The organism is Mesorhizobium sp. WSM4816 (assembly GCF_055811535.1).
Genome location: NZ_JBVVQR010000044.1, coordinates 24,953 through 44,280 on the forward strand (window position 1 = coordinate 24,953; position 19,328 = coordinate 44,280).

The following is a 19,328-nucleotide window of genomic DNA, read 5'->3' on the forward strand; positions in this document are numbered from 1 at the left end:
TGGCACCGTAGTGGCAAATCACAACCTATGCCGGACCAGTATCGGAGGACCTAGCCACACTACGTTGACCATGGCAAGCAAACGCCACATCGCCTGAAGCCGGTTTGGCCGTAAATTATGTCCGCTTCCGGGCAACATCTCGTGATCCTGCGCCAAACGGACCTGCACCGATATAGCGCCGAAAGGCTTCCGGTCCAGCCTTGGTAAAAAAATCGGCGACAGTCCCGGTTGCGGCAACCGTGCCATTGTCCAGGAACACCATGTCCTGGCCGATACGGTGGGCGTCCTCCGGCTGATGGGTGACGAACAGCACCGTCATGCGCCGCTCCGCATGGACGTCGGCTACCAGATCGAGCATGTCGTCGCGCAACGCCGGTCCGAGCGAGGCCAACGGTTCGTCGAGCAAGAGCACCGGCCGGTCGCGCACCAGGACGCGGGCGAGCGCGACGCGCTGCCGCTCGCCGCCGGAGAGTTCGCGCGGCAGGCGCTGTTGCTTGCCGGCAAGGCCGACGCGCTTGAGCGCCGCGGCGATTGCAGCGTGGTCGGCCTCGGTCAGCCTGAGCGATGGCGAGCGGCCAAGGCCGACATTTCGTTCGACCGAAAGATGGGCGAAGAGATTGTTTTCCTGGAACACCATCGACACGGGTCGCGCCGACGGCGGTTTGGCGCCGACATCGGCGCCGCCGATCAGCACGCGGCCCGATTGCGGCGTCTCGAAGCCGGCCACCAGATTGAGCAGTGTCGATTTTCCCGAGCCGCTCGGCCCCATGATGGCGGTGATCTTCGAGGCGGCGAACTCGACATCGAATAAAAACGGCGCTTCGCCATAGCTGAACGAGGCCTTTTCCAGCCGCACAGCCGTACCGTTTTCGCTGTTGAGCGTCATGATCTTTCTCCCCGTCCCAGCCAGTCCGCGGCCAGGACAAGCGCGAGACAGACCAGGCCGAGCAGAAATGCCAGGCCGGCCGCGTCCATCGTGCGGTAGCTGCCCATGCGGGCCAGCAGGAGATAAGGCAGCGTCTGCAGGGAGTCGCTGCCAAACAGGGCAATGGCGCCGAGATCGCCGAGCGACAAAGCCATCGCGAACGCGAAACCGGTGGCGAGCGGCCGCCGCAGCGACGGCCAGTCGACCAGCCGGAAACGGTTCCAGCCCGAAATGCCAAGCAGCAAACAGAGCCGTTCGTGGCGTTCGCTCGCCGCATCATAGCCGGGGCGAATGGCGCGGATGGCAAACGGCATCGCCATCACCGCATTGACGGCGACGACCATGACAGGGGCGATGGCAAAGACGTCGCTGACGGTCCGCAGGAGCAGGAACCAGCCGGCGCCGATGACGACGGGCGGCACGACGAGGACGAAGCCGGCGCCGGTATCCGTGGCGTATTCGAGCAGCGTCCTGGCGCCGACGCGACGCCTCAAGGCCAGCGCCCGGCGTGCCATGACCAGCGACAGCGACAGCGCCACTGCAAGCAGCGCCGCCAGCAAGGCGAGCACGGCGCTGGTCAGCGCCGCTTGCCGCACCGCGCTCTCGCCCGCCAGCCGGCCGAGATCGGCGCCAAGGCCTGACGTGACCGTGGCCGCCATCGGCCCGGCGACGAACAGCAAAGCGAGGATGATCAATGCTGCGTTCAGCACGGTCTCGGCGGCGCCGGCCGAAAGATAGCGGCGCGAAGCCACCGGCAGGTTGGCGTCGCCGACGGTATTGGCGCCGAGCCGCATCAATGCCAGCACGACGACGAAGGTCAGCGCGATCTGCAGCACTGTCAGCGTCACCGCGCGGGCAGGATCGAAATCGAAACGCAGCGCCTGGTAGATGGCGACCTCCAGCGTTGTCGCACGCGGCCCGCCGCCCAGCGTGAGTACGATGGTAAAGGATGTGATGCAGAGCATGAAGACAAGCCCGGCGACGCCCGGCAGCGCCGCGCGCAGCGTTGGCCATTCGATCAGCCGGAAGGCGGGCCTGGCGCCCATGCCGAGCTGGCTCGCCAGCCGCCACTGGTCGGCCGGCACTGTCGCAAGCGCTTCGAGGAACAGCCGCGTGGCCAGCGGCAGATTGAAGAAGACATGGGCGACGAGGATGCCGGACAGGCCGTATATGCCCGGCCAGCCCTGACCGCCGATCGCGCTGAGCACGCCGGCGAAATAGCCGGCACGGCCATAGAGTGCCAGAATCCCGAGTGCTGCGACGATGGCCGGCAGCGCGAGCGGCACGGCGAAGAGCTGCAGGATGAGGCCGCGACCGAAGAAGCGCGGATGCCGCGACAGCGCCCGCGCCACGAACAGCGCCGGCACGACGGAGAGCAGCGTCGACAGCAATGCCTGCCACAGCGTGAATCGGGCGACGCGGAAGAGGTAGGAATCGAAGGCCGACGCGGCGCCGGACGGATCGCGTGCGCCTTCGACGATGAGCCCGGCGAACGCGCCGCCGATCAGCAGCGCAACAGCGGCAAGCGCGATGGTGCCGGCGGTGATGCGGGGATCTCTACGATGGCCAGTGTGCATTCCGCGCTGCCCAACTTAACGGCGGGCGCTGAAAGATGGGATGTGGCTGAGGTCGAGTTCCCGCCCACCCCCTTCTGGCCTGCCGGCAATCTCCCCCACAAGGGGGGAGATTGGAAGCTTCACCCTCGCCTCAATCCTTCGACTGTTGCGATTGGCGAAAGCGGAAGTGACATCCGATCTCCCCCCTGGAGGGGGAGATGGCCGGCAGGCCAGAGGGGGGTGGCGTGGAGCGAACACCATGCAGAAATCTAAGTCCTACTTGCTCATCACCGACAGCCATTCGTCGACCCAGGCCTTGCGGTTGGCGGCGACCTCTTCGGGGCTGAAAAGCAACGTCTTGGTCGGCTTGACGAGCTTCTCGAAAGCCGGATTGAGCGGCTTCTCGGTCTTGCCGGCAGGGAACATCCAGTTGGTCTCGGGAATGACATCCTGGAATTTCGGCCCGGTCATGAAAGTCAGGAACTGTTTCGCAAACGGGTTCTTCGCACCTGATTTGGTGATGCCGGCAACCTCGATCTGCAGATACGCGCCCTCGTCGAAGGGCGCTGCCTGATAGCGTTGGGTGTTTTCGGCGACCATATGATAGGCCGGCGACGTGGTGTAGGACAGCACCATCGGCGCCTCGCCCTTGGTGAACAGGCCGTAGGCCTCGCTCCAGCCCGGCGTCACGGTGAGCACCTTTGCCTTAAGCTTGGCCCAGGCTTCGGGCGCCTTGTCGCCATAAACCGACTTCACCCACAACAGCAGGCCGAGACCGGGCGTCGAGGTGCGCGGATCCTGAATGACGATCTTTTCATCGGCATTGCCCTCGACCAGTTCCTTCAGGCTCTTCGGCGGCGTCTTCAGCTTTTCGGTGTCGTAGACGACGGCGAAATAACCATAGTCGAACGGCACGAAAATATCGTCGCTCCAGCCGCCCGGCACCTTGACGTCGATGACGGCACCATGCGGCGAAAACAGGCCGGTGGCCTTGGCTTCCGCCGTCAGATTGGTGTCGAGGCCGAGCACGATGTCGGCCTTGGTCGCGGCCCCTTCCAGCCTGACGCGGTTGAGCAGGGCGACGCCGTCGGCGACCGCGACGAATTCGAGAATACAGCCGCATTCGGCCTCGAACGCCTTCTTGACCGCCGGGCCTGGACCCCATTCGGCGGTGAAGCTCTCATAGGTATAGACGGTGAGTTTTTCCTGCGCGGATGCCGGCCCGGTGCCGGCGAGAACGGTCGCCGCGAGCAGCACTGCCGAAACAAGTGTGTATAAAAACGTGCGCATCGGCGCCTCCTTCGTTGGCGTTGAAGGGAATTGAGGCGTCGGGTTGTCCGAAACGTCTAATCCCTCCGCCGGTACAAACCGGATCAGGTTCAGCGGGTTGGCAGGTTGCCTCTCAGCCGGTCCGCGAAGATCGCGTCCAGCACCCCGTTAGAGCGCTTCGACACATAGGCCCGGCCCATCTGCGGCGCAAGCGGAAGTTGCCGGGCATCCAGACCGCGGCCTTCCGTTTCGCAAGCAGGGCTGGTAAGGGCCACGCATATGAGCAAATTCACCATCCTGCTTGGCGGCGACCTTATCCGCACGCCGCTGCTCGACCGCCAGGTCGAAGGCACGCGTGTCATCGCCGCCGACGCCGGCATCAGCCATGCCCGGACTCTGCGCCTGACGCCGGAACTCTGGGTCGGCGACTTCGATTCGGTGCCGGCGGATTTGCCGGACGAGCTCGCCGCAGTGCCGCGCCAGGTGTTTCCGGCAGAAAAGGACAAGACCGACGGCGAACTGGCTATCGCCGCCGCGCTCGAACGCGGCGCCACCAGCCTCGTGCTCGCCGGCGCGTTCGGCGGCAAGCGCACCGACCACGCCTTCCTGCACCTGGCGCTCGGCGTCCGGCTGGCCGAGGCAGGGACAGAGGTGCTTTTGACCAGTGGCGCAGAGGAAGGCGTGCCCTTGCTTCCCGGAAAGGCCGGCTTCGACTACGCCGACGGCACGCTGTTTTCGATTCTCGGCTTCTCCGACCTTGCCGGTCTGACCGTGACCGGCGCCAAATGGCCGCTGAACCATGTCGAGGTGGCGTTCGGCTCGTCGCTGACCATTTCCAACGAGGTCAAGGGCCGGCTCGAAGTCGCGCTGGGCAGCGGCCGCGCGCTGTTGCTCGCCCATCCATTCCCCCTACCTGAAAGCTGACATGGCGCCGCCGCTTCTCAATCTCGACGGGATAAAACTGACCTTCGGTGGCACGCCGCTGCTCGACGGGACGGAACTGACGGCGTCGGCGGGCGACAAGATCGCTCTGGTCGGCCGCAACGGCTCGGGCAAGTCGACGTTGCTGAAGATCGCTGCGGGATTGATCGAGCCGCAGGATGGCGAGGTGTTCCGCCAGCCTTCGGCAACAGTGCGCTACCTGCCGCAAATGCCCGACATGGATGGTTTCGCCAGCGTCCGCGCCTATGTCGAGGCGGGGCTCGGACCCGCCGACGATCCCTACCGCGCCACCTATCTGATGGAGCATCTCGGCCTGTCCGGCGAGGAACGGCCGAACGATCTCTCCGGCGGCGAAGCCCGCCGTGCTGCCCTGGCCCGCGTCATGGCGCCGGAGCCCGACATTCTCCTCCTCGATGAGCCGACCAACCATCTCGACCTGTCGGTCATCGAATGGCTGGAGGAGGAGCTTGCCCGCACCTCTTCGGCGCTGATCGTCATCTCGCACGACCGCCGCTTCCTCGAGCGCGTGTCGCGCGCCACCGTCTGGCTCGATCGGGGCCAGACCCGCAGGCTGGACAAGGGCTTTGGCCATTTCGAGGAATGGCGCGACACCGTTCTGGAAGAAGAAGAGCGCGAGCAGCACAAGCTTGGCCGCCAGATCGTGCGCGAGGAGCACTGGCTGCGCTATGGCGTGACGGCAAGGCGCAAGCGCAACATGCGCCGGCTCGGCGAACTGCAGACCATGCGCCAGCGCTTTCGCGGCCATCGTGGCGCCGAGGGTGCGGCGACCATGGTGGCCAGCGACGCCGCCGAATCGGGCAAGCTGGTGATCGAGGCCAGGAACATCGAGAAGAGCTTTGGCGACCTCACCGTGGTCAGGGGTTTCTCGACCCGCATCCAGCGCGGTGACCGCGTTGGCCTGGTCGGCCCGAACGGCGTCGGCAAGACGACGCTGCTGAAGATGCTGACCGGCGAATTGAAGCCGGACTCAGGCACGGTGCGACTCGGCACCAATCTGGAGATCGCCACGCTCGACCAGAAACGCGAGGCGGTCGACCCGCAAGAGACGCTGGCGCAGTATCTCACCGACGGCCGCGGCGAGAACCTTGTCATCAACGGCGAGCAGCGCCACGTCGTCTCCTACATGAAGGACTTCCTGTTCAAGCCGGAACAGGCGCGCACGCCGGTGCGCGAGCTTTCGGGCGGCGAGCGGGCGCGGCTGCTGCTCGCCCGTGTGCTGGCGCGGCCGGCAAATCTTTTGGTGCTGGACGAGCCGACAAACGATCTCGACATGGAGACGCTGGAACTGCTGCAGGAACTGGTCGCCGGTTTTGCCGGCACCGTCATCCTGGTCAGCCACGACCGCGATTTCCTCGACCGCACGGTGACCAGCCTGATCGCGCCGGAAGGCGGCGGCCGCTGGATCGAATATGCCGGCGGCTATTCCGACATGCTGGCGCAGCGCGGCGGCACCAGGCTGGACGACCGCAAGGCACGGCCGAAGGCCGAGACGAGTGAAGTGGCGGCGGCAGCCCGGACCGAGGCAACGGCGCCGAAGGGCCCGGCGAAAAAACTGTCGTTCAAGCAGAAATTCGCGCTGGAATCGCTGCCCAAGAAGATCGACGCGGTGACCGCCTCGATATCACGGCTGGAGGATAATATCGCCGACCCGGCCTATTACGAGCGCGACCCGGCCTCATTCCAGAAGACCATCGCCGCGCTCGACAAGGAGCGCGCCACGCTGGCAGCGCTCGAGGAGGAATGGCTGGAACTTGAAATGCTGCGCGAGGAGATGGAGGGGTAGACGCTTCGCCGTTGCTCCACCACGACAATGCGCATACATTATGCGCATTCTGCGGAGGTTATTATGCGAAAGATAGCTATGAATGCGGTTCGTCAGCCGGCAAATCTGTCGATCGACTCGAAGCTCATGAAGGAAGCCAAGGGACTCGATGTGAATGTCTCGCGCGCCGCCGAAGCCGGTATCGCAGAGGCGGTGGCTGCCGAAAAAGCCCGACTATGGAAACTTGAGAATCGCGCCACAATAGAAGCGTGGAACGAATACGTCGAAAAGCACGGTATTCCGTTGGAAGAACATCGGCAGTTCTGATGGCACGCTATGATGTCTTCGCGGCAGCTATTTGCTGGACGTCCAATCCGACCTGCTCGACGATTTTAAAACACGGGTGGTGATCCCGCTGCTTCCGACAACAATTACGCCGCCGCCGATGCGAAAGCTCCATCCCCTCGTCGAGATCAATGGGCGAAAATTGGTTGTGGCCACCCATCTGATCGCCACGGTTCCGGCCAAGGAATTGGGCGAAAGTCGACTGAATATCTCCAGGCATCACGACGATATCGTGGCCGCGCTCGACATGCTGTTCCAGGGCTTCTGAGCCGAAGGGAGGCTGGTGAGCCGGCCTCAGCCCGCCTCTTTTGTTTGCCAGGCCTTCAGCGCCTCGTCGAACACCTTCTCGCCGGGAATGCCCTTTTCCATGGTGAGCAGCGCCCGCCGTCCGGTCTTGTAGACGACCGGCACGTCGATCCATTTCTGGCCCCGCAGCAGGGTCAGATTGGCGTCTTCATCCGGCTTTGTGTCGTTGAGAGCGACCAGGAAGAAGCCGTCGGCGATCTTGGCCGGGATGCCGATCAGTGGACTGCCGGCATCCTGTTCAGAGCCCTTCATGGCGACGCGCAGGATGTTGTCGACACCGCCGCCGTCGAAACCATCGGGCGTCAGGAAAATCATCTCGATGATGTGGCTGGCCGGCAGCGTCTGGTCGGTGTTGCGGCGGATGGTCATGCGCAACTGCACGTCCTTGCCCGGAATGCTCGCCTCGGCGCGGATTGCCGGCTCGGGCGGCAGATTGCCGCCGGGCGATTCCTGCACCAGCGACCAGACGATGCTGCCGGGCTCGGCCGAGCCTTGCGCGGTGCTGGTGCGCTCCTCGTAGAAGATCGCCTTCTGGCCGACCGCCAGCGCGGTTTCGGCAGGCGCGGCTGTCGGTGCAGCACCCGGCGCGGCACCCGGGGCCGGCGCTGCCGGCGCGGCTGCGCTATCGGTCGGCGCCGCCGGCGCCGGCGTGGCGGCATCGGCAGGCGGTGTTGCGGGGGCCGCGCCCGGTGCGGGCACATTCGTGGCTGGCGTGCCGGCAGGCGCTGCAGGCGCAGGTGCGGCCGGCGGCGGCGTGGTCAGTGCTGCGACGGACTCGCCCTCTCCGATGCCACTTTGTCCTGAAGCGGGGCCGGGATCGACCTCACCGCCCTCAGGTGTCAGCCGCTGGGTGAACTTTGTGCCCTCGGCATCGGCTGGAGCCGCTGCGGCCGGGGCTCTTGCCGCAGCATCGGCAGCCGGCCGCTCGGCCGGGCTCGGCTTCACCAGCGGTTCTACGGTTGCGACCGTCGTGCTGTTGAGATCCAGCATGTTGCTGAACGCGTCCTTGTTCAGCCAGATGCCGTAGCCGCCGCCCGCGATGACGAGCAAGGCGACGACAGCGGCGATCAGCCCGCCATAGCTGCGCCTGCGCTCGGCAGGATGCTGAAAAGTGTCCGGCGCCGGCTCCTCGTCGTTGGGGAAGACATCGTCTCTAAAGCTATCGCTGTTCTCGTACGCCGCTGGAAGATCCGCATCCGAAGGCTCCGCATCGGTGTCCTCTGGAGGCGGTTTTTGCCAATTCAGCGAGGCTTTGGCGGCAGGTGCCGGCTGCCATTCCGGCTCGGTCTTGGCCGGCTGCCATGCCGGCTCGGCCTTTGCCGGCTGTCGGACATGGCTGGGTTGGTTCTTGTTGCGGTCGATGGAGGAGAAGATGTCTTCCAGCTCCGACAGCGGATCGGATACCGGCGCAGGCTTGGCGTAGCCCCGCTCGACGATGGCGATGGCATCTTCCAAAGTGCGCTTATGCTGGGCAACGACCGACGGCGCCAGCGGCGGTATGTTCTTCGCCAGCTTGTCCGCGATTGTCGAACGGGCTTTGTCATAGACCCTGGCGCGTATTTCCGGCGTCGGATTGCCAAGGCCGTCGAGCGTCTTTTTCAGAGCACCAACAAAATCTGCCATGCTTCAGTCGACCTGCATTTCGTTTCTGAGCCGGCCCCTGCAAATCGGCCGCGATGCCCGGAACAGCTTGGAATCTAGTCTTGAAACGGATCGGTCACAAGTATTGTGTCGTCCCGTTCAGGGCTGGTGGAAAGGAGTGCGACCGGCGCGCCGATCAGTTCCTCGATGTGACGGACATATTTGACTGCCTGGGCCGGCAGATCGTTCCAGCTTCTGGCGCCGGCGCTGGTGCCTTTCCAGCCCTCCAGCGTCTCGTAGATCGGTTCGACGCGCGCCTGCGCACCCTGGCTGGCCGGCAGATAATCGATCGCCTCGCCATCAAGGCGGTAGCCGGTGCAGACCTTGATCTCGTCCAGCCCGTCGAGCACGTCGAGCTTGGTCAGGGCGATGCCCTTGATGCCGTTTACGGCGACGGCTTGGCGAACCAGCACGGCATCGAACCAGCCGCAGCGGCGCTTGCGGCCGGTGACGACGCCGAACTCGTGGCCGCGCGTGCCCAGGAACTCGCCGATCTCGTTCTTCTGTTCGGTCGGGAACGGACCTTCGCCGACACGCGTCGTATAGGCCTTGGTGATACCGAGCACATAACCGATGGCACCCGGGCCGACGCCGGATCCGGCGGCCGCTTGACCGGCTACCGTGTTGGACGAGGTGACGAACGGATAGGTGCCGTGGTCGATGTCGAGCAGCGTGCCCTGCGCGCCCTCGAACAGGATGCGTTCGCCGGCGCGGCGCTTGTCGTCGAGGATCTTCCAGACGCGGTCCATATAGGGCAGGATCTCGTCGGCGACCGAAATCAGCTCACTCATGATCGCCTCATGCGTGACTTCGGCGTGGCCGAGCCCGCGGCGCAGCGCATTGTGATGCGTCAGCAGCCTGTCGACCTTCAAGGGCAGCGTTTCCAAATCCGCCAAATCCATCACCCTGACCGCGCGCCGGCCCACCTTATCCTCATAAGCGGGGCCGATGCCGCGACGGGTCGTGCCGATTTTCGTTCCCGAATTGGAGGCGGCGTCTTCGCGGAATCCGTCCAGCTCCCGGTGCAAGGACAGGATAAGCGCGGTGTTTTCGGCTATTTTCAGGCGCTCCGGCGTCACCTCGACGCCTTGCGCCTTCAATTTCGTCACCTCGGCTACGAAGGCATGCGGATCGAAGACGACGCCATTGCCGATGATGGACAGCTTGCCTTGCCGCACCACGCCGGACGGCAGCAGCGACAGCTTGTAGACCTTGCCGTCGACGACCAGCGTATGGCCGGCATTGTGGCCGCCCTGGAAGCGCACGACGACGTCGGCGCGTTCCGACAGCCAGTCAACGATCTTGCCTTTGCCCTCGTCGCCCCATTGCGAGCCGACGACCACCACATTGGCCATGTTTCTTTTCCCTTGAGGCGCCGCTCCGAGCGGCTTGAATGGTTCGAAACGACAGGCTTCTATCGCATCGGCCAGAAAATCGGAATCGATTTTCGGAAAGCACGACGCGAACGTTCAAAGCCTTGAGACTCGTACTTTTGCGCGTCCAAGTGGACGTACGTCGTTCTATAACGTCAACACCCGGCGAGCGCGACCATTCTTTGCCGCCGAAAGCGCCCTCAGGCACAACAATTTTCGCCTTTGACATCATTTACTTGGGCGAACCACCACAATAGGTCGGCAATGACCCTGCCCACCCCGGCTGGAATTTCGCGATGCATCGAACCGCCTATCTGTTCCTGCTGTCCACCACCTTGCTGTGGGGCGGCAACTCCGTGGCCGGCAAGCTGGCAGTCGACCATATTTCGCCGATGACGCTGGTCTTCCTGCGCTGGGTCCTGGCCGTTCTGATCTTGCTGCCGATCGGCTGGCGAACGCTACGCGAGGACTGGCCGGTGGTGCGCAGGCATTGGTTGCTGCTTGGCGGGCTCGGCGCTTGCGGCTTCACCTTTTTCAACGCGATCTTCTACACGGCGCTCAACTACACGACGGCGATCAACGTCTCGATCGAGCAGGCGGCAATCCCGGTCGTCATCATCCTCGCCAATTTCGTGCTGTTTCGCCTGCGTGTGAACCGGGTGCAGATCGCCGGCGTCGCGCTGACGATCATCGGCGTCGCCCTGACCGCCAGCCACGGCGATCTGCGCCAGCTCCTCAAGCTGGATCTTAACTTCGGTGACGCCATCATGCTGATCGCGGTGCTTTGCTACAGCTTCTACTCGGTCGGGTTGCGGCTGAAGCCGGCCATACGCTGGCAAAGCCTGATGCTGGCGCTGTCGATTGCCGCACTCGTCACCTCGCTGCCTTTCTTGCTGTGGGAGGTGGCTGCCGGCAAGGTCATCGTCCCAGATGCGCGCGGCTGGGCGATAGCGTTCTACACTGCGATCGGCGCTTCGGTCGTCTCGCAGATTTTTTATATCAGGGGCAACGAACTGATCGGCGCCAACCGGGCCGGCCTGTTCATCAACCTGGTGCCGATTTTCGGCACGCTGCTGTCGGTGCTGATCGTCGGTGAGACATTCCAGCTCTATCAGGGCGTCGCCCTCGTGCTGGTGCTCGGCGGCATCAGCCTGGCCGAATACAGCGGACGGAAAATGGCGATTTGACAGCCGGAAACCTGTGACGGGCCGTGAAAGAACTCTGTCGATATTTCGACGCCATTGTCGAAACGCCCCGTGGGCTTACAAAGCCCGCGGGGCGCCTCGCGCATGATTCAGGCGACGCCGACGTCGAAATGCAGCCGCTTGGCGGAGTCGATCGACTTGTGCGCCCGCACCTGTTCCAGCACCTTCTCCGGGAACGGCGCATCGAGATAGAGCAGCGCGATGGCATCGCCGCCAGGCCGGTTGCGGCCGAGCTGGAAGTTGGCGATGTTGACGCCGTTCTCGCCACAGACCGTGCCGAGCAGGCCGATGATGCCGGGCGCATCGGCATTGGTCGTGTACAGCATGTGCTGACCGACCTCGGCGTCGAGGTTGATGCCCTTGATCTGGATGAAGCGCGGCTTGCCGTCCGAGAAGCAGGTGCCGGCGATCGCACGCGTCTTGTGCTCGGTCTTGACCGTCAGCTTGATATAGCCGTCGAACACGCCCGATTTGTCGCGCTTGACCTCGGCGACGATGATGCCGCGCTCCTTGACCATGATCGGCGCCGAAACCATGTTGACGTCGGAGACCTGCGGCCGGATCAGCCCGGCAAGTGTGGCGCTGATCAGCGCGCGCGTGTTCATCGTCGCGGTCGAGCCGTCGAACAGGATCTCGACCTCCTTGATCGGATCCTCGGTGACCTGGCCGACAAAGGCGCCGAGCACTTCGGCCAGCTTGACGAAGGGTTTTAGGCGCGGCGCTTCCTCGGCGGTGATCGACGGCATGTTGATGGCGTTGGAAACGGCGCCCTTGATCAGGTAGTCGGCCATCTGCTCGGCGACCTGCAGAGCGACATTCTCCTGCGCCTCCATCGTCGATGCGCCGAGATGCGGCGTCGCCACCACATTCTCCATGCCGAACAGCTCGCTTTTCTCCGCCGGCTCGACCTCGAACACGTCGATGCCGGCGCCTGCCACCTTGCCGCTTTTCAACGCCGCGATCAGGTCGGCCTCGACGATCAGCCCGCCACGGGCGCAGTTGATGATGCGCACGCCGGTCTTCATTTTGGCGATCGCCGAAGCGTCGATGATGTTGCGCGTCTTGTCGGTCAAGGGCGTGTGCAGGGTGATGAAATCGGCGCGGGCGAACAGCTCGTCGAGTTCCACCTTCTCGACGCCGAGCTCCTCGGCGCGACTGTCCGACAGGAACGGATCGAAGGCGATGACGTGCATCTTCAGGCCAACGCCGCGCGTAGCGACGATCGAGCCGATATTGCCGCAGCCGATAATGCCCAGCGTCTTGCCGGTGATCTCGGTGCCCATGAAGCGGTTCTTTTCCCACTTGCCGGCATGGGTTGAGGCATTGGCTTCCGGTATCTGGCGGGCCAGCGCGAAGATCATGGCGACGGCATGCTCGGCGGTGGTGATCGAATTGCCGAAGGGCGTGTTCATCACGATGATGCCCTTGCGGCTCGCCGCCGGGATGTCGACATTGTCGACGCCGATGCCGGCGCGGCCGACCACCTTGAGCCTTGTGGCGGCGTCGATCAGCTTTTCGGTGACTTTGGTCGCCGAACGGATGGCGAGGCCGTCATACTGGCCGATCACTTCGAGCAGCTTTTCCTTGTCCTTGCCGAGATCGGGCAGGTAGTCGACCTCGATGCCGCGATCCCTGAAGATCTGCACGGCGGTGGTGGAGAGTTTGTCTGAGACGAGAACGCGGGGCATGGGCTTCATCCTTTGCGATTGGCGCCCCTCCCCTGACGGGAGGGTCGGCGCGACGTGCCGGGGTGGGTAGGTTGCGGCCGGGCGTGGCCGAAATCTTTTTCTTCTGGACGGCGGACCGTTGAGTTGGGTGGAGGCGACCCCACCCGGCCCTTCGGGCCACCCTCCCCTCGAAGGGGAGGGATCAGGCGGCCGCCTTGAGCGACGCCTTTTGCGCGGCAAAGGCCCAGTCGAGCCACGGCAGTAGCGCTTCGAGGTCGGAAGTCTCGACGGTCGCGCCGCACCAGATGCGCAGGCCCGGCGGCGCATCGCGATAGGCGCCGATATCGTAGGCGACGCCTTCCTTGTCGAGCGCCGAGACGATGCCCTTGGCGAACGCCGCTTGTCCGTCGGCATCGAGCGCGGCGACGTCCTGGTCGGTGAAGGAAAGACAGACGGACGTGTTCGATCGCGTCGCCGGGTCGGTGGCCAGATGGCCGAGCCATGCGGATTTGCCGACGAAACCGTCGATAATGGCGGCGTTGGCGTCGGCGCGGGAAATCAATGCGTCGAGACCGCCGATCGACTTCGCCCAACGCAGCGCGTCGAGATAATCCTCGACGCACAGCATCGACGGCGTGTTGATGGTTTCGCCCTTAAAAATGCCTTCGATGAGCTTGCCGCCCGAGGTGAGGCGAAAGATTTTCGGCAGCGGCCAGCCAGGCTTGTAGCTTTCCAGCCGCTCGACGGCGCGTGGGCTGAGGATCAGCATGCCATGCGCACCTTCGCCGCCCAGCACCTTCTGCCAGGAGAAGGTGACGACGTCGAGCTTGCCAAAATCGAGCTCTTGCGCAAAGGCCGCCGACGTGGCGTCGCAGATGGTCAGGCCCTTGCGGGCGGCCGGGATGAAATCGCCGTTCGGCACGCGCACGCCTGAGGTCGTGCCGTTCCAGGTGAAGACCACGTCGCGGTCGAAGTCGATTTTTGTCAGATCCGGCAACGCACCGTAGCCGGCTTCGATCCTGCGCACGTCGGCGAGCTTCAGCTGCTTGACCACATCGGTGACCCAGCCGGAACCGAAACTCTCCCAGGCGACCATGTCGACGCCGCGTTCGCCGAGCAGCGACCACAGCGCCATCTCGACCGCGCCGGTGTCCGACGCCGGCACGATGCCGATGCGATAATCCGCCGGAATTTGGAGAATTTCCCGCGTCAGCTCGATCGCCTGTTCGAGCTTGGTCTTGCCGATCTTGGCGCGGTGCGAGCGTCCGAGCGCGGCATTGGCCAGCGCCTCGACTGACCAGCCGGGGCGTTTTGCACAGGGACCTGAGGAAAAATTGGGATTTGCCGGGCGCAGTCCGGGCTTCGTATGGATCGTCATCGTGGTCTATCCTTCCAGATAGTGGCCCCTCGTTGGGGAGGGGTGGCCCACAGACGGCGATATGCGTTCAGGCTTCCGGCGTCAAGAGGAAAGTTTTTGTCGCTGACGGGATACTGGTCGCGTCCCACCGAAAAAGAGAACGACGGACCGAAGTCCGCCGCTGGCATTCCCGAGGCTTTCGCCGTGCCTACCAGAGATCATAGCGCAGCCCGACCTTGATCTGATGCGAGTCGATCCCTTTGCGGATTGGAGAGTCATCCAGGTCGGCCAGGGTGGCATATTCGGCATCCGGCGACGACAGGTACTGGTAGCCCAAGTCAACGAAGACGTTCTTGGACACTTGGTACGCAACACCGGCATTTAGCGAATAAGCAAAGGAATACTGGGTTTTGTTGTCACGCAGGGCGAAGTTGTCTGCCGGGGTGTCAGCGTCGGCATAGCTCGCCGAAAAGCTGCGTTTGCTTCGAAAAAGGCCGACACCTGCGCCGACATAGGGCGTGAAGCCGACATAGGTTCCCAGGTCGACATAGCCGTTCACCATACCTGTCATGGCGGAATTTTTCACATTCGCGGAAGCAGCAACGGTTCCATCGTTGTATCTGACGTTAATCTTGTTGCCGGGCAGATAGCCGAGATTCACTTCGGCTCGAAGGTAGTCGTTCAGATGATAACCGAAGCCGATACTGGCAAAAACCGGATCCTCGCTTTCCTTATAACTATAACTTGGAGGGGTGAATTCGAAGTCCACATTCCTGTAGCTCTCTTCCGGCAGATAAGCGACATCGCCGCGCAGATACCATCCCGAACCGACTTCGACCGGCACATAGTCCGGCGCCTGGTCGACATAGATCGGCGGATCGTAGTCGGCGCCAAGCGCCTGCGACAACGGCGTCAGGGCGATTGCTGCAAGCGCCAGTGCTATGCGCGATTTGACTGTCATGATCCCCGGCTCCCGAAGCTGGCGCCATTCGCGATCGCGAGCGCCGTTTCAGGGCATTGTTAACCATAGTGGTTAAGTGGCGGTTAAGGATAACAAGGCGTTAGCGAATTGATTTTGATGCGCGTTGCCGCCACCACGAAAAAAACCGCCCGGCTTTGCCGGGCGGTCCGCAAACCTGCTCTCGAAGCGATTACTTGGTGTAAACCGGTTCGGGTTCGTAGGCGATCGGCTCCGGCTGGGCGCAGTCCGAGTTGCCGAACTGGTAGCGCAGGCCGCCGCGCACTTCGTGCACATTGATGCCCTTGTCGCGGCCGGGACCGACATTGCTGTCTGAAGCGTAGTCGAACATCTTGCCGCCCTCGATATGGCTGAAGCGGTAGCCGAGATCGAGCTTGACGCGATCGGTCAGGCAGTAGGAGGCGCCCGCCATGGCCGCATAGGCAAAGCGCCAGCCCTTGCCGCCATGATGCTCGAACTCGCCGTCGATGTCATTGTTGTGCAGCGTGTCCCATTTGACCCAGGCGCCGCCGATGCCGGCGCCGACATAAGGCGTGACGCCGTGCCAGGTGCCGATATCGACATAGGCATTGGCGAGCAGCAGCAGCGCCGTATAGGACGAGTGGTCGGTCGAAGTGCAGGGCGTCTGATTAACGCCGCAGAAGCCGCTGGTCGAGCCGCGGAAATCGGATTTGCTCAACCAGTCCGCGGTCAGGTCGGTGCGGAAGTGCCGGTTGATCTGGTAGCCGACGCCGGCGCCGGCCGAGAAGGCGCCATCCAGCTCGCCGCTGTCGAAGCGGCCGGGATTCTGCGGCGCGACCGCGCTATAAGTGATGTAGTCGCCGCCGCGGAACTTCGACCAGTGGTAGTCGATGTCGCCGCGAATGTACCAGCCGCCATATTCGACCGGCTGCTCGTAGACGGGCGGCGGCGGGGCCGGCTCGACCACGGGCGGCTCGACGAAGTCGGCGGCGAACACTGGTCCGGCCACGCCCGCGAGCAGCGCGGCAAAGAGGCCCATTCTTGCTGTATTGAACATGCTTGTCACCCCTGAGAACCCTCGGCACAGCGAACGCGTCCGAATCTGATTGGTTTCAGTCGTGGATAATGAATTGGAAAAGTTAAAAGCCGTTTAACCCTATCGCTTAACCATGAATCTCTAAATCTTTCAGGATTTTCGCGTTGTCCGCCAACGATTTGGCGTGCGGACACACGAAAAAGCCCGCCGGAGGGCGGGCTTTTCACCTGGCAAAAACTGGGGGATCAGGCGGCGCTGCGGGTTTCCGAAATGACCTCGACGATGTCGTTGACCACGGCCTCGACCAGTTGCTGATCGTCGCCTTCCGCCATGACGCGGATGAGCGGTTCCGTGCCGGACGGCCGGATGACCAGGCGGCCAGCCTGGCCCAGGCGGTGGCGTCCATCTTCGATCGCCGCCTTGACCAAAGCTTCCTCGAGCGGCTTGCCGCCGGAAATATGAACGTTCTTCAGCAATTGCGGCACCGGCGCGAACTTCTTCGACAATTCGCTGACCGGTCGGTTCTGCCGCTTGATGCAGGCGAGCACCTGAAGCGCCGAGACGAGGCCGTCGCCGGTGGTGGAAAAATCGGACAGCACGATGTGGCCCGACTGTTCGCCGCCGACATTCAGGCCGTGCGCACGCATGTGCTCGACGACATAGCGGTCGCCGACCTTGGTGCGGTGCAACTGCAGGTTCATGTCGCCGAGGAAGCGTTCGAGGCCGAGATTGGACATCACCGTCGAGACGACGCCACCGCCGGCCAGCCGTCCGCTCTGATGCCAGGACTCGGCAATCAGCGCCATGATCTGGTCGCCATCGACGATCGCGCCGTTCTCGTCGACGATGACGACGCGGTCGGCGTCGCCGTCGAGCGCGATGCCGATATCGGCGCGCACTTCATGCACCTTCTTCTGCAGGCCGGCCGGATGGGTCGAGCCACACTCCTTGTTGATGTTGAAGCCGTTGGGCTCGACGTTGATGGCGACAACTTCGGCGCCAAGTTCCCACAGCGCCTCGGGCGCCACCTTGTAGGCGGCGCCATTGGCGCAATCGACGACGATGCGGAGGCCCGACAGCGACATCGACCGCGGCAGCGTGCGCTTGGCAAATTCGATATAGCGGTCATGAACGCCGTCGACGCGCTTGGCGCGGCCGAGCCCGTCCGAGTCGGCGAGCGCCAGTTCGATATCCTTGTCGAGCATGCCCTCGATGCGCTCCTCGATCTCGTCGGAAAGCTTGTAGCCATCGGGACCGAACAGCTTGATGCCGTTGTCGTAGTAAGGATTGTGCGAGGCCGAGATCATCACGCCGATGTCGGCGCGCAATGAGCGCACCAGCATGGCGACCGCGGGCGTCGGAATCGGGCCGAGCAGGAACACATCCATGCCGGCGGCGCACAGGCCCGACACCATCGCATTCTCGATCATGTAGCCGGAAAGTCTGGTGTCCTTGCCGAGCACGACGCGGTGACGATGGTTGCCGCGCTGGAACGAAAGGCCGGCGGCCATGCCGACCCTCATGGCGATCTCCGCCGTCATTGGAAATCTGTTGGCGCGGCCGCGAATGCCGTCCGTTCCGAAATAACTTCCTGCCATGCTAGTCAGCTTCCCGATGGTTCATTGCCGGCACGTCATGCCACACATTGGCCCGAGCCCTATCATCACAATTCATGATTATAGGGCACCAATCCTTAGAAAACTGTTGTCTTGTGTGTTTTGTGTCACGTCAGTGCTTTGATTTTGCCTGCCCTGGTTGCAGCAGCAGCTTTCAGCGACTTCAGACCGCATCTGGATTCTTTCAAGTGTCAGTCGATAGGCATTGAATTCGGAACCCACAAATCGTGTTGCTCTGGACCGGGCAGTCAGGTCCGCCGCACTGGCCGACCCGCTCGGCCCGTCATGCGAGGCAGTTCCCGGAGAGTGGTCCGCTCTATACAAGTTTTCCGTGCATATGCGCCCAGGAAATGCCTGGGGCAGGAGCTGGCAACAAGTTCATCCAAAATAATGCACTTTCCGAAGGGTTTTACGCCATTTGGCCTCTGGCGCAACCATTCGTTGAGTGCTATTGCTTGCTTGGTACATAACGTGAACATCAGAGGGAGAAGACACATGCTTATCCATCGACTTGCAACTTTGACGGGTCTTGCCGTCGTGACTTTATTCCTGGCAGCGCCCGCCAATGCGCTGACCATGGCTGAATGCAGCACCAAGTATAACGCGGCAAAGGACGCCGGAACACTTGGCGGGCAGAACTGGAACCAGTTCCGCAAGGCAGAATGCGCCACCGTCGCCGCCGCAACCGACGCCACGCCAGCCAAGGCGAACAGCACCAGCGCTGCAACGCCCGATGCGGCCGCCGCAGCGACGACCAAGGCAGCGGCAACTGCCAATGCAGGCAGCGGCCTCAGCAGGGCGGAGTGCGGCGCCAAATATCGGGCGGCCAAGGCCGGCAACACGCTGAACGGCATGAAGTGGAACGACTTCCGCATGAGCCAGTGCGGTGCCAGTGCCTTCGACGACGACACCAAGCCGGCAGCCGATCAGGCAAGCCTCACCAGCCAGCCGAAAAAGCCGACCGTCACCGCTCCCCAGGGAGTGACGTTGCCGAAGGCGATCCCGGACAAATATAGCAGCGAAACTCCGGCCAAGGCCCGCATGTACACCTGCCGCGACCAATACCACGCCAACAAGGGGGCCGGGACGCTGGGCGGCCTCAAATGGATCCAGACCGGTGGCGGCTTTTACAGCCTGTGCAATGCCGCGCTGAAGAGCTGATCGGCATCAACATTCGAAGATAGCAAGGCCCGCGAACCGCAAGCTTCGCGGGCCTTTTTGTTGGCCGACTTTCCAAGAGGCTACCTGCGTTGCGAGGAGCAGCATCGACGCTGCCAATCCCCCCGTCGTGGGCATATGCGCTAAGATAGCTTCGGCATGGACTGAAATTTGCGCTTTCGTGGTGGTTCACGCCATCGATGTCGCAA

Annotated in this window: 16 protein-coding genes and 1 riboswitch; of the genes, 6 read left to right on the forward strand and 10 right to left on the reverse strand. The window is 63.2% G+C overall.

Going from position 1 to position 19,328, the window contains the following annotated elements:
• Positions 1 to 115 precede the first annotated feature (115 nt).
• From thiQ to thiB, 3 genes are all read right to left on the reverse strand, one after another.
• Positions 116 to 886, reverse strand: coding sequence for a thiamine ABC transporter ATP-binding protein (gene thiQ, locus AC0L3H_RS29170; protein ID WP_473587775.1), 771 nt, complete (start codon positions 884 to 886; stop codon positions 116 to 118).
• Positions 883 to 2,502: a thiamine/thiamine pyrophosphate ABC transporter permease gene (thiP, locus tag AC0L3H_RS29175; RefSeq protein ID WP_473587776.1), complete on the reverse strand. Its 1,620-nt coding sequence runs from the start codon at positions 2,500 to 2,502 to the stop codon at positions 883 to 885. Before thiP ends, thiQ begins: the two co-directional genes overlap by 4 nt.
• A gap of 255 nt (positions 2,503 to 2,757) precedes the next feature.
• Positions 2,758 to 3,771 carry a thiamine ABC transporter substrate binding subunit gene (thiB, locus tag AC0L3H_RS29180; RefSeq protein WP_473521199.1) on the reverse strand — a complete coding sequence of 338 codons (1,014 nt, stop codon included), beginning with the start codon at positions 3,769 to 3,771 and terminating at the stop codon, positions 2,758 to 2,760.
• 43 nt (positions 3,772 to 3,814) lie between these two features.
• A riboswitch (TPP riboswitch) is annotated at positions 3,815 to 3,928 on the reverse strand.
• Positions 3,929 to 4,029: 101 nt separating this feature from the next.
• Between thiB and AC0L3H_RS29185 the strand changes: the two genes are divergently transcribed.
• The 4 genes from AC0L3H_RS29185 to AC0L3H_RS29200 all read left to right on the forward strand — a co-directional run bounded on the left by AC0L3H_RS29185 (position 4,030) and on the right by AC0L3H_RS29200 (position 7,088).
• The gene (locus tag AC0L3H_RS29185; RefSeq protein WP_473587777.1) at positions 4,030 to 4,674 is read left to right on the forward strand and encodes a thiamine diphosphokinase; all 645 of its coding nucleotides are present in this window, start codon (positions 4,030 to 4,032) and stop codon (positions 4,672 to 4,674) included.
• A 1-nt stretch (position 4,675) separates the two neighbouring features.
• Positions 4,676 to 6,496, forward strand: coding sequence for an ABC-F family ATP-binding cassette domain-containing protein (locus AC0L3H_RS29190; RefSeq protein ID WP_473518005.1), 1,821 nt, complete (start codon positions 4,676 to 4,678; stop codon positions 6,494 to 6,496).
• A gap of 63 nt (positions 6,497 to 6,559) precedes the next feature.
• Complete coding sequence (locus AC0L3H_RS29195; RefSeq protein WP_091593381.1) at positions 6,560 to 6,802, forward strand: type II toxin-antitoxin system CcdA family antitoxin; 243 nt, start codon at positions 6,560 to 6,562, stop codon at positions 6,800 to 6,802.
• Positions 6,803 to 6,833: 31 nt separating this feature from the next.
• Complete coding sequence (locus AC0L3H_RS29200) at positions 6,834 to 7,088, forward strand: CcdB family protein (RefSeq protein ID WP_473587778.1); 255 nt, start codon at positions 6,834 to 6,836, stop codon at positions 7,086 to 7,088.
• A 26-nt stretch (positions 7,089 to 7,114) separates the two neighbouring features.
• Here the strand turns inward: AC0L3H_RS29200 and AC0L3H_RS29205 are convergent, their stop codons facing one another.
• Positions 7,115 to 8,749 (reverse strand): hypothetical protein, encoded by a 1,635-nt coding sequence (locus AC0L3H_RS29205; RefSeq protein ID WP_473587779.1) that lies wholly within the window; start codon positions 8,747 to 8,749, stop codon positions 7,115 to 7,117.
• Between the two features lie 74 nt (positions 8,750 to 8,823).
• Positions 8,824 to 10,122 carry an adenylosuccinate synthase gene (locus tag AC0L3H_RS29210; RefSeq protein WP_473492224.1) on the reverse strand — a complete coding sequence of 433 codons (1,299 nt, stop codon included), beginning with the start codon at positions 10,120 to 10,122 and terminating at the stop codon, positions 8,824 to 8,826.
• Positions 10,123 to 10,436: 314 nt separating this feature from the next.
• On the opposite strand from AC0L3H_RS29210, the gene AC0L3H_RS29215 reads away from it, so the two are divergent.
• Complete coding sequence (locus AC0L3H_RS29215) at positions 10,437 to 11,327, forward strand: DMT family transporter (protein ID WP_473492223.1); 891 nt, start codon at positions 10,437 to 10,439, stop codon at positions 11,325 to 11,327.
• A gap of 107 nt (positions 11,328 to 11,434) precedes the next feature.
• On the opposite strand, the gene serA is transcribed toward AC0L3H_RS29215, so the two are convergent.
• The 5 genes from serA to glmM all read right to left on the reverse strand — a co-directional run bounded on the left by serA (position 11,435) and on the right by glmM (position 17,943).
• A complete protein-coding gene (gene serA / locus AC0L3H_RS29220; protein ID WP_031255292.1) occupies positions 11,435 to 13,033 on the reverse strand; it encodes a phosphoglycerate dehydrogenase in 1,599 nt (532 codons plus the stop codon).
• A gap of 181 nt (positions 13,034 to 13,214) precedes the next feature.
• Positions 13,215 to 14,390, reverse strand: coding sequence for a phosphoserine transaminase (locus tag AC0L3H_RS29225; protein ID WP_473587780.1), 1,176 nt, complete (start codon positions 14,388 to 14,390; stop codon positions 13,215 to 13,217).
• Between the two features lie 187 nt (positions 14,391 to 14,577).
• The gene (locus tag AC0L3H_RS29230) at positions 14,578 to 15,330 is read right to left on the reverse strand and encodes an outer membrane protein (protein WP_473587781.1); all 753 of its coding nucleotides are present in this window, start codon (positions 15,328 to 15,330) and stop codon (positions 14,578 to 14,580) included.
• Between the two features lie 190 nt (positions 15,331 to 15,520).
• The gene (locus AC0L3H_RS29235) at positions 15,521 to 16,366 is read right to left on the reverse strand and encodes an outer membrane protein (RefSeq protein WP_473517999.1); all 846 of its coding nucleotides are present in this window, start codon (positions 16,364 to 16,366) and stop codon (positions 15,521 to 15,523) included.
• Between the two features lie 224 nt (positions 16,367 to 16,590).
• Positions 16,591 to 17,943 carry a phosphoglucosamine mutase gene (gene glmM / locus AC0L3H_RS29240; protein WP_091593398.1) on the reverse strand — a complete coding sequence of 451 codons (1,353 nt, stop codon included), beginning with the start codon at positions 17,941 to 17,943 and terminating at the stop codon, positions 16,591 to 16,593.
• 513 nt (positions 17,944 to 18,456) lie between these two features.
• Here glmM and AC0L3H_RS29245 point away from each other — a divergent pair.
• Complete coding sequence (locus AC0L3H_RS29245) at positions 18,457 to 19,122, forward strand: hypothetical protein (protein WP_473587782.1); 666 nt, start codon at positions 18,457 to 18,459, stop codon at positions 19,120 to 19,122.
• Positions 19,123 to 19,328: the final 206 nt, after the last annotated feature.

Coding starts and splice junctions, on each gene's coding strand:
- AC0L3H_RS29215 (WP_473492223.1), top strand. CDS start 10,437: ATGCATCGAACCGCCTATCTGTTCCTGCTGTCCACCACCTTGCTGTGG.
- thiB (WP_473521199.1), bottom strand. CDS start 3,771: ATGCGCACGTTTTTATACACACTTGTTTCGGCAGTGCTGCTCGCGGCG.
- thiQ (WP_473587775.1), bottom strand. CDS start 886: ATGACGCTCAACAGCGAAAACGGTACGGCTGTGCGGCTGGAAAAGGCC.
- AC0L3H_RS29210 (WP_473492224.1), bottom strand. CDS start 10,122: ATGGCCAATGTGGTGGTCGTCGGCTCGCAATGGGGCGACGAGGGCAAA.
- AC0L3H_RS29190 (WP_473518005.1), top strand. CDS start 4,676: ATGGCGCCGCCGCTTCTCAATCTCGACGGGATAAAACTGACCTTCGGT.
- thiP (WP_473587776.1), bottom strand. CDS start 2,502: ATGCACACTGGCCATCGTAGAGATCCCCGCATCACCGCCGGCACCATC.
- AC0L3H_RS29185 (WP_473587777.1), top strand. CDS start 4,030: ATGAGCAAATTCACCATCCTGCTTGGCGGCGACCTTATCCGCACGCCG.
- AC0L3H_RS29195 (WP_091593381.1), top strand. CDS start 6,560: ATGCGAAAGATAGCTATGAATGCGGTTCGTCAGCCGGCAAATCTGTCG.
- AC0L3H_RS29230 (WP_473587781.1), bottom strand. CDS start 15,330: ATGACAGTCAAATCGCGCATAGCACTGGCGCTTGCAGCAATCGCCCTG.
- AC0L3H_RS29225 (WP_473587780.1), bottom strand. CDS start 14,390: ATGACGATCCATACGAAGCCCGGACTGCGCCCGGCAAATCCCAATTTT.
- glmM (WP_091593398.1), bottom strand. CDS start 17,943: ATGGCAGGAAGTTATTTCGGAACGGACGGCATTCGCGGCCGCGCCAAC.
- AC0L3H_RS29205 (WP_473587779.1), bottom strand. CDS start 8,749: ATGGCAGATTTTGTTGGTGCTCTGAAAAAGACGCTCGACGGCCTTGGC.
- AC0L3H_RS29235 (WP_473517999.1), bottom strand. CDS start 16,366: ATGTTCAATACAGCAAGAATGGGCCTCTTTGCCGCGCTGCTCGCGGGC.
- AC0L3H_RS29245 (WP_473587782.1), top strand. CDS start 18,457: ATGCTTATCCATCGACTTGCAACTTTGACGGGTCTTGCCGTCGTGACT.
- serA (WP_031255292.1), bottom strand. CDS start 13,033: ATGCCCCGCGTTCTCGTCTCAGACAAACTCTCCACCACCGCCGTGCAG.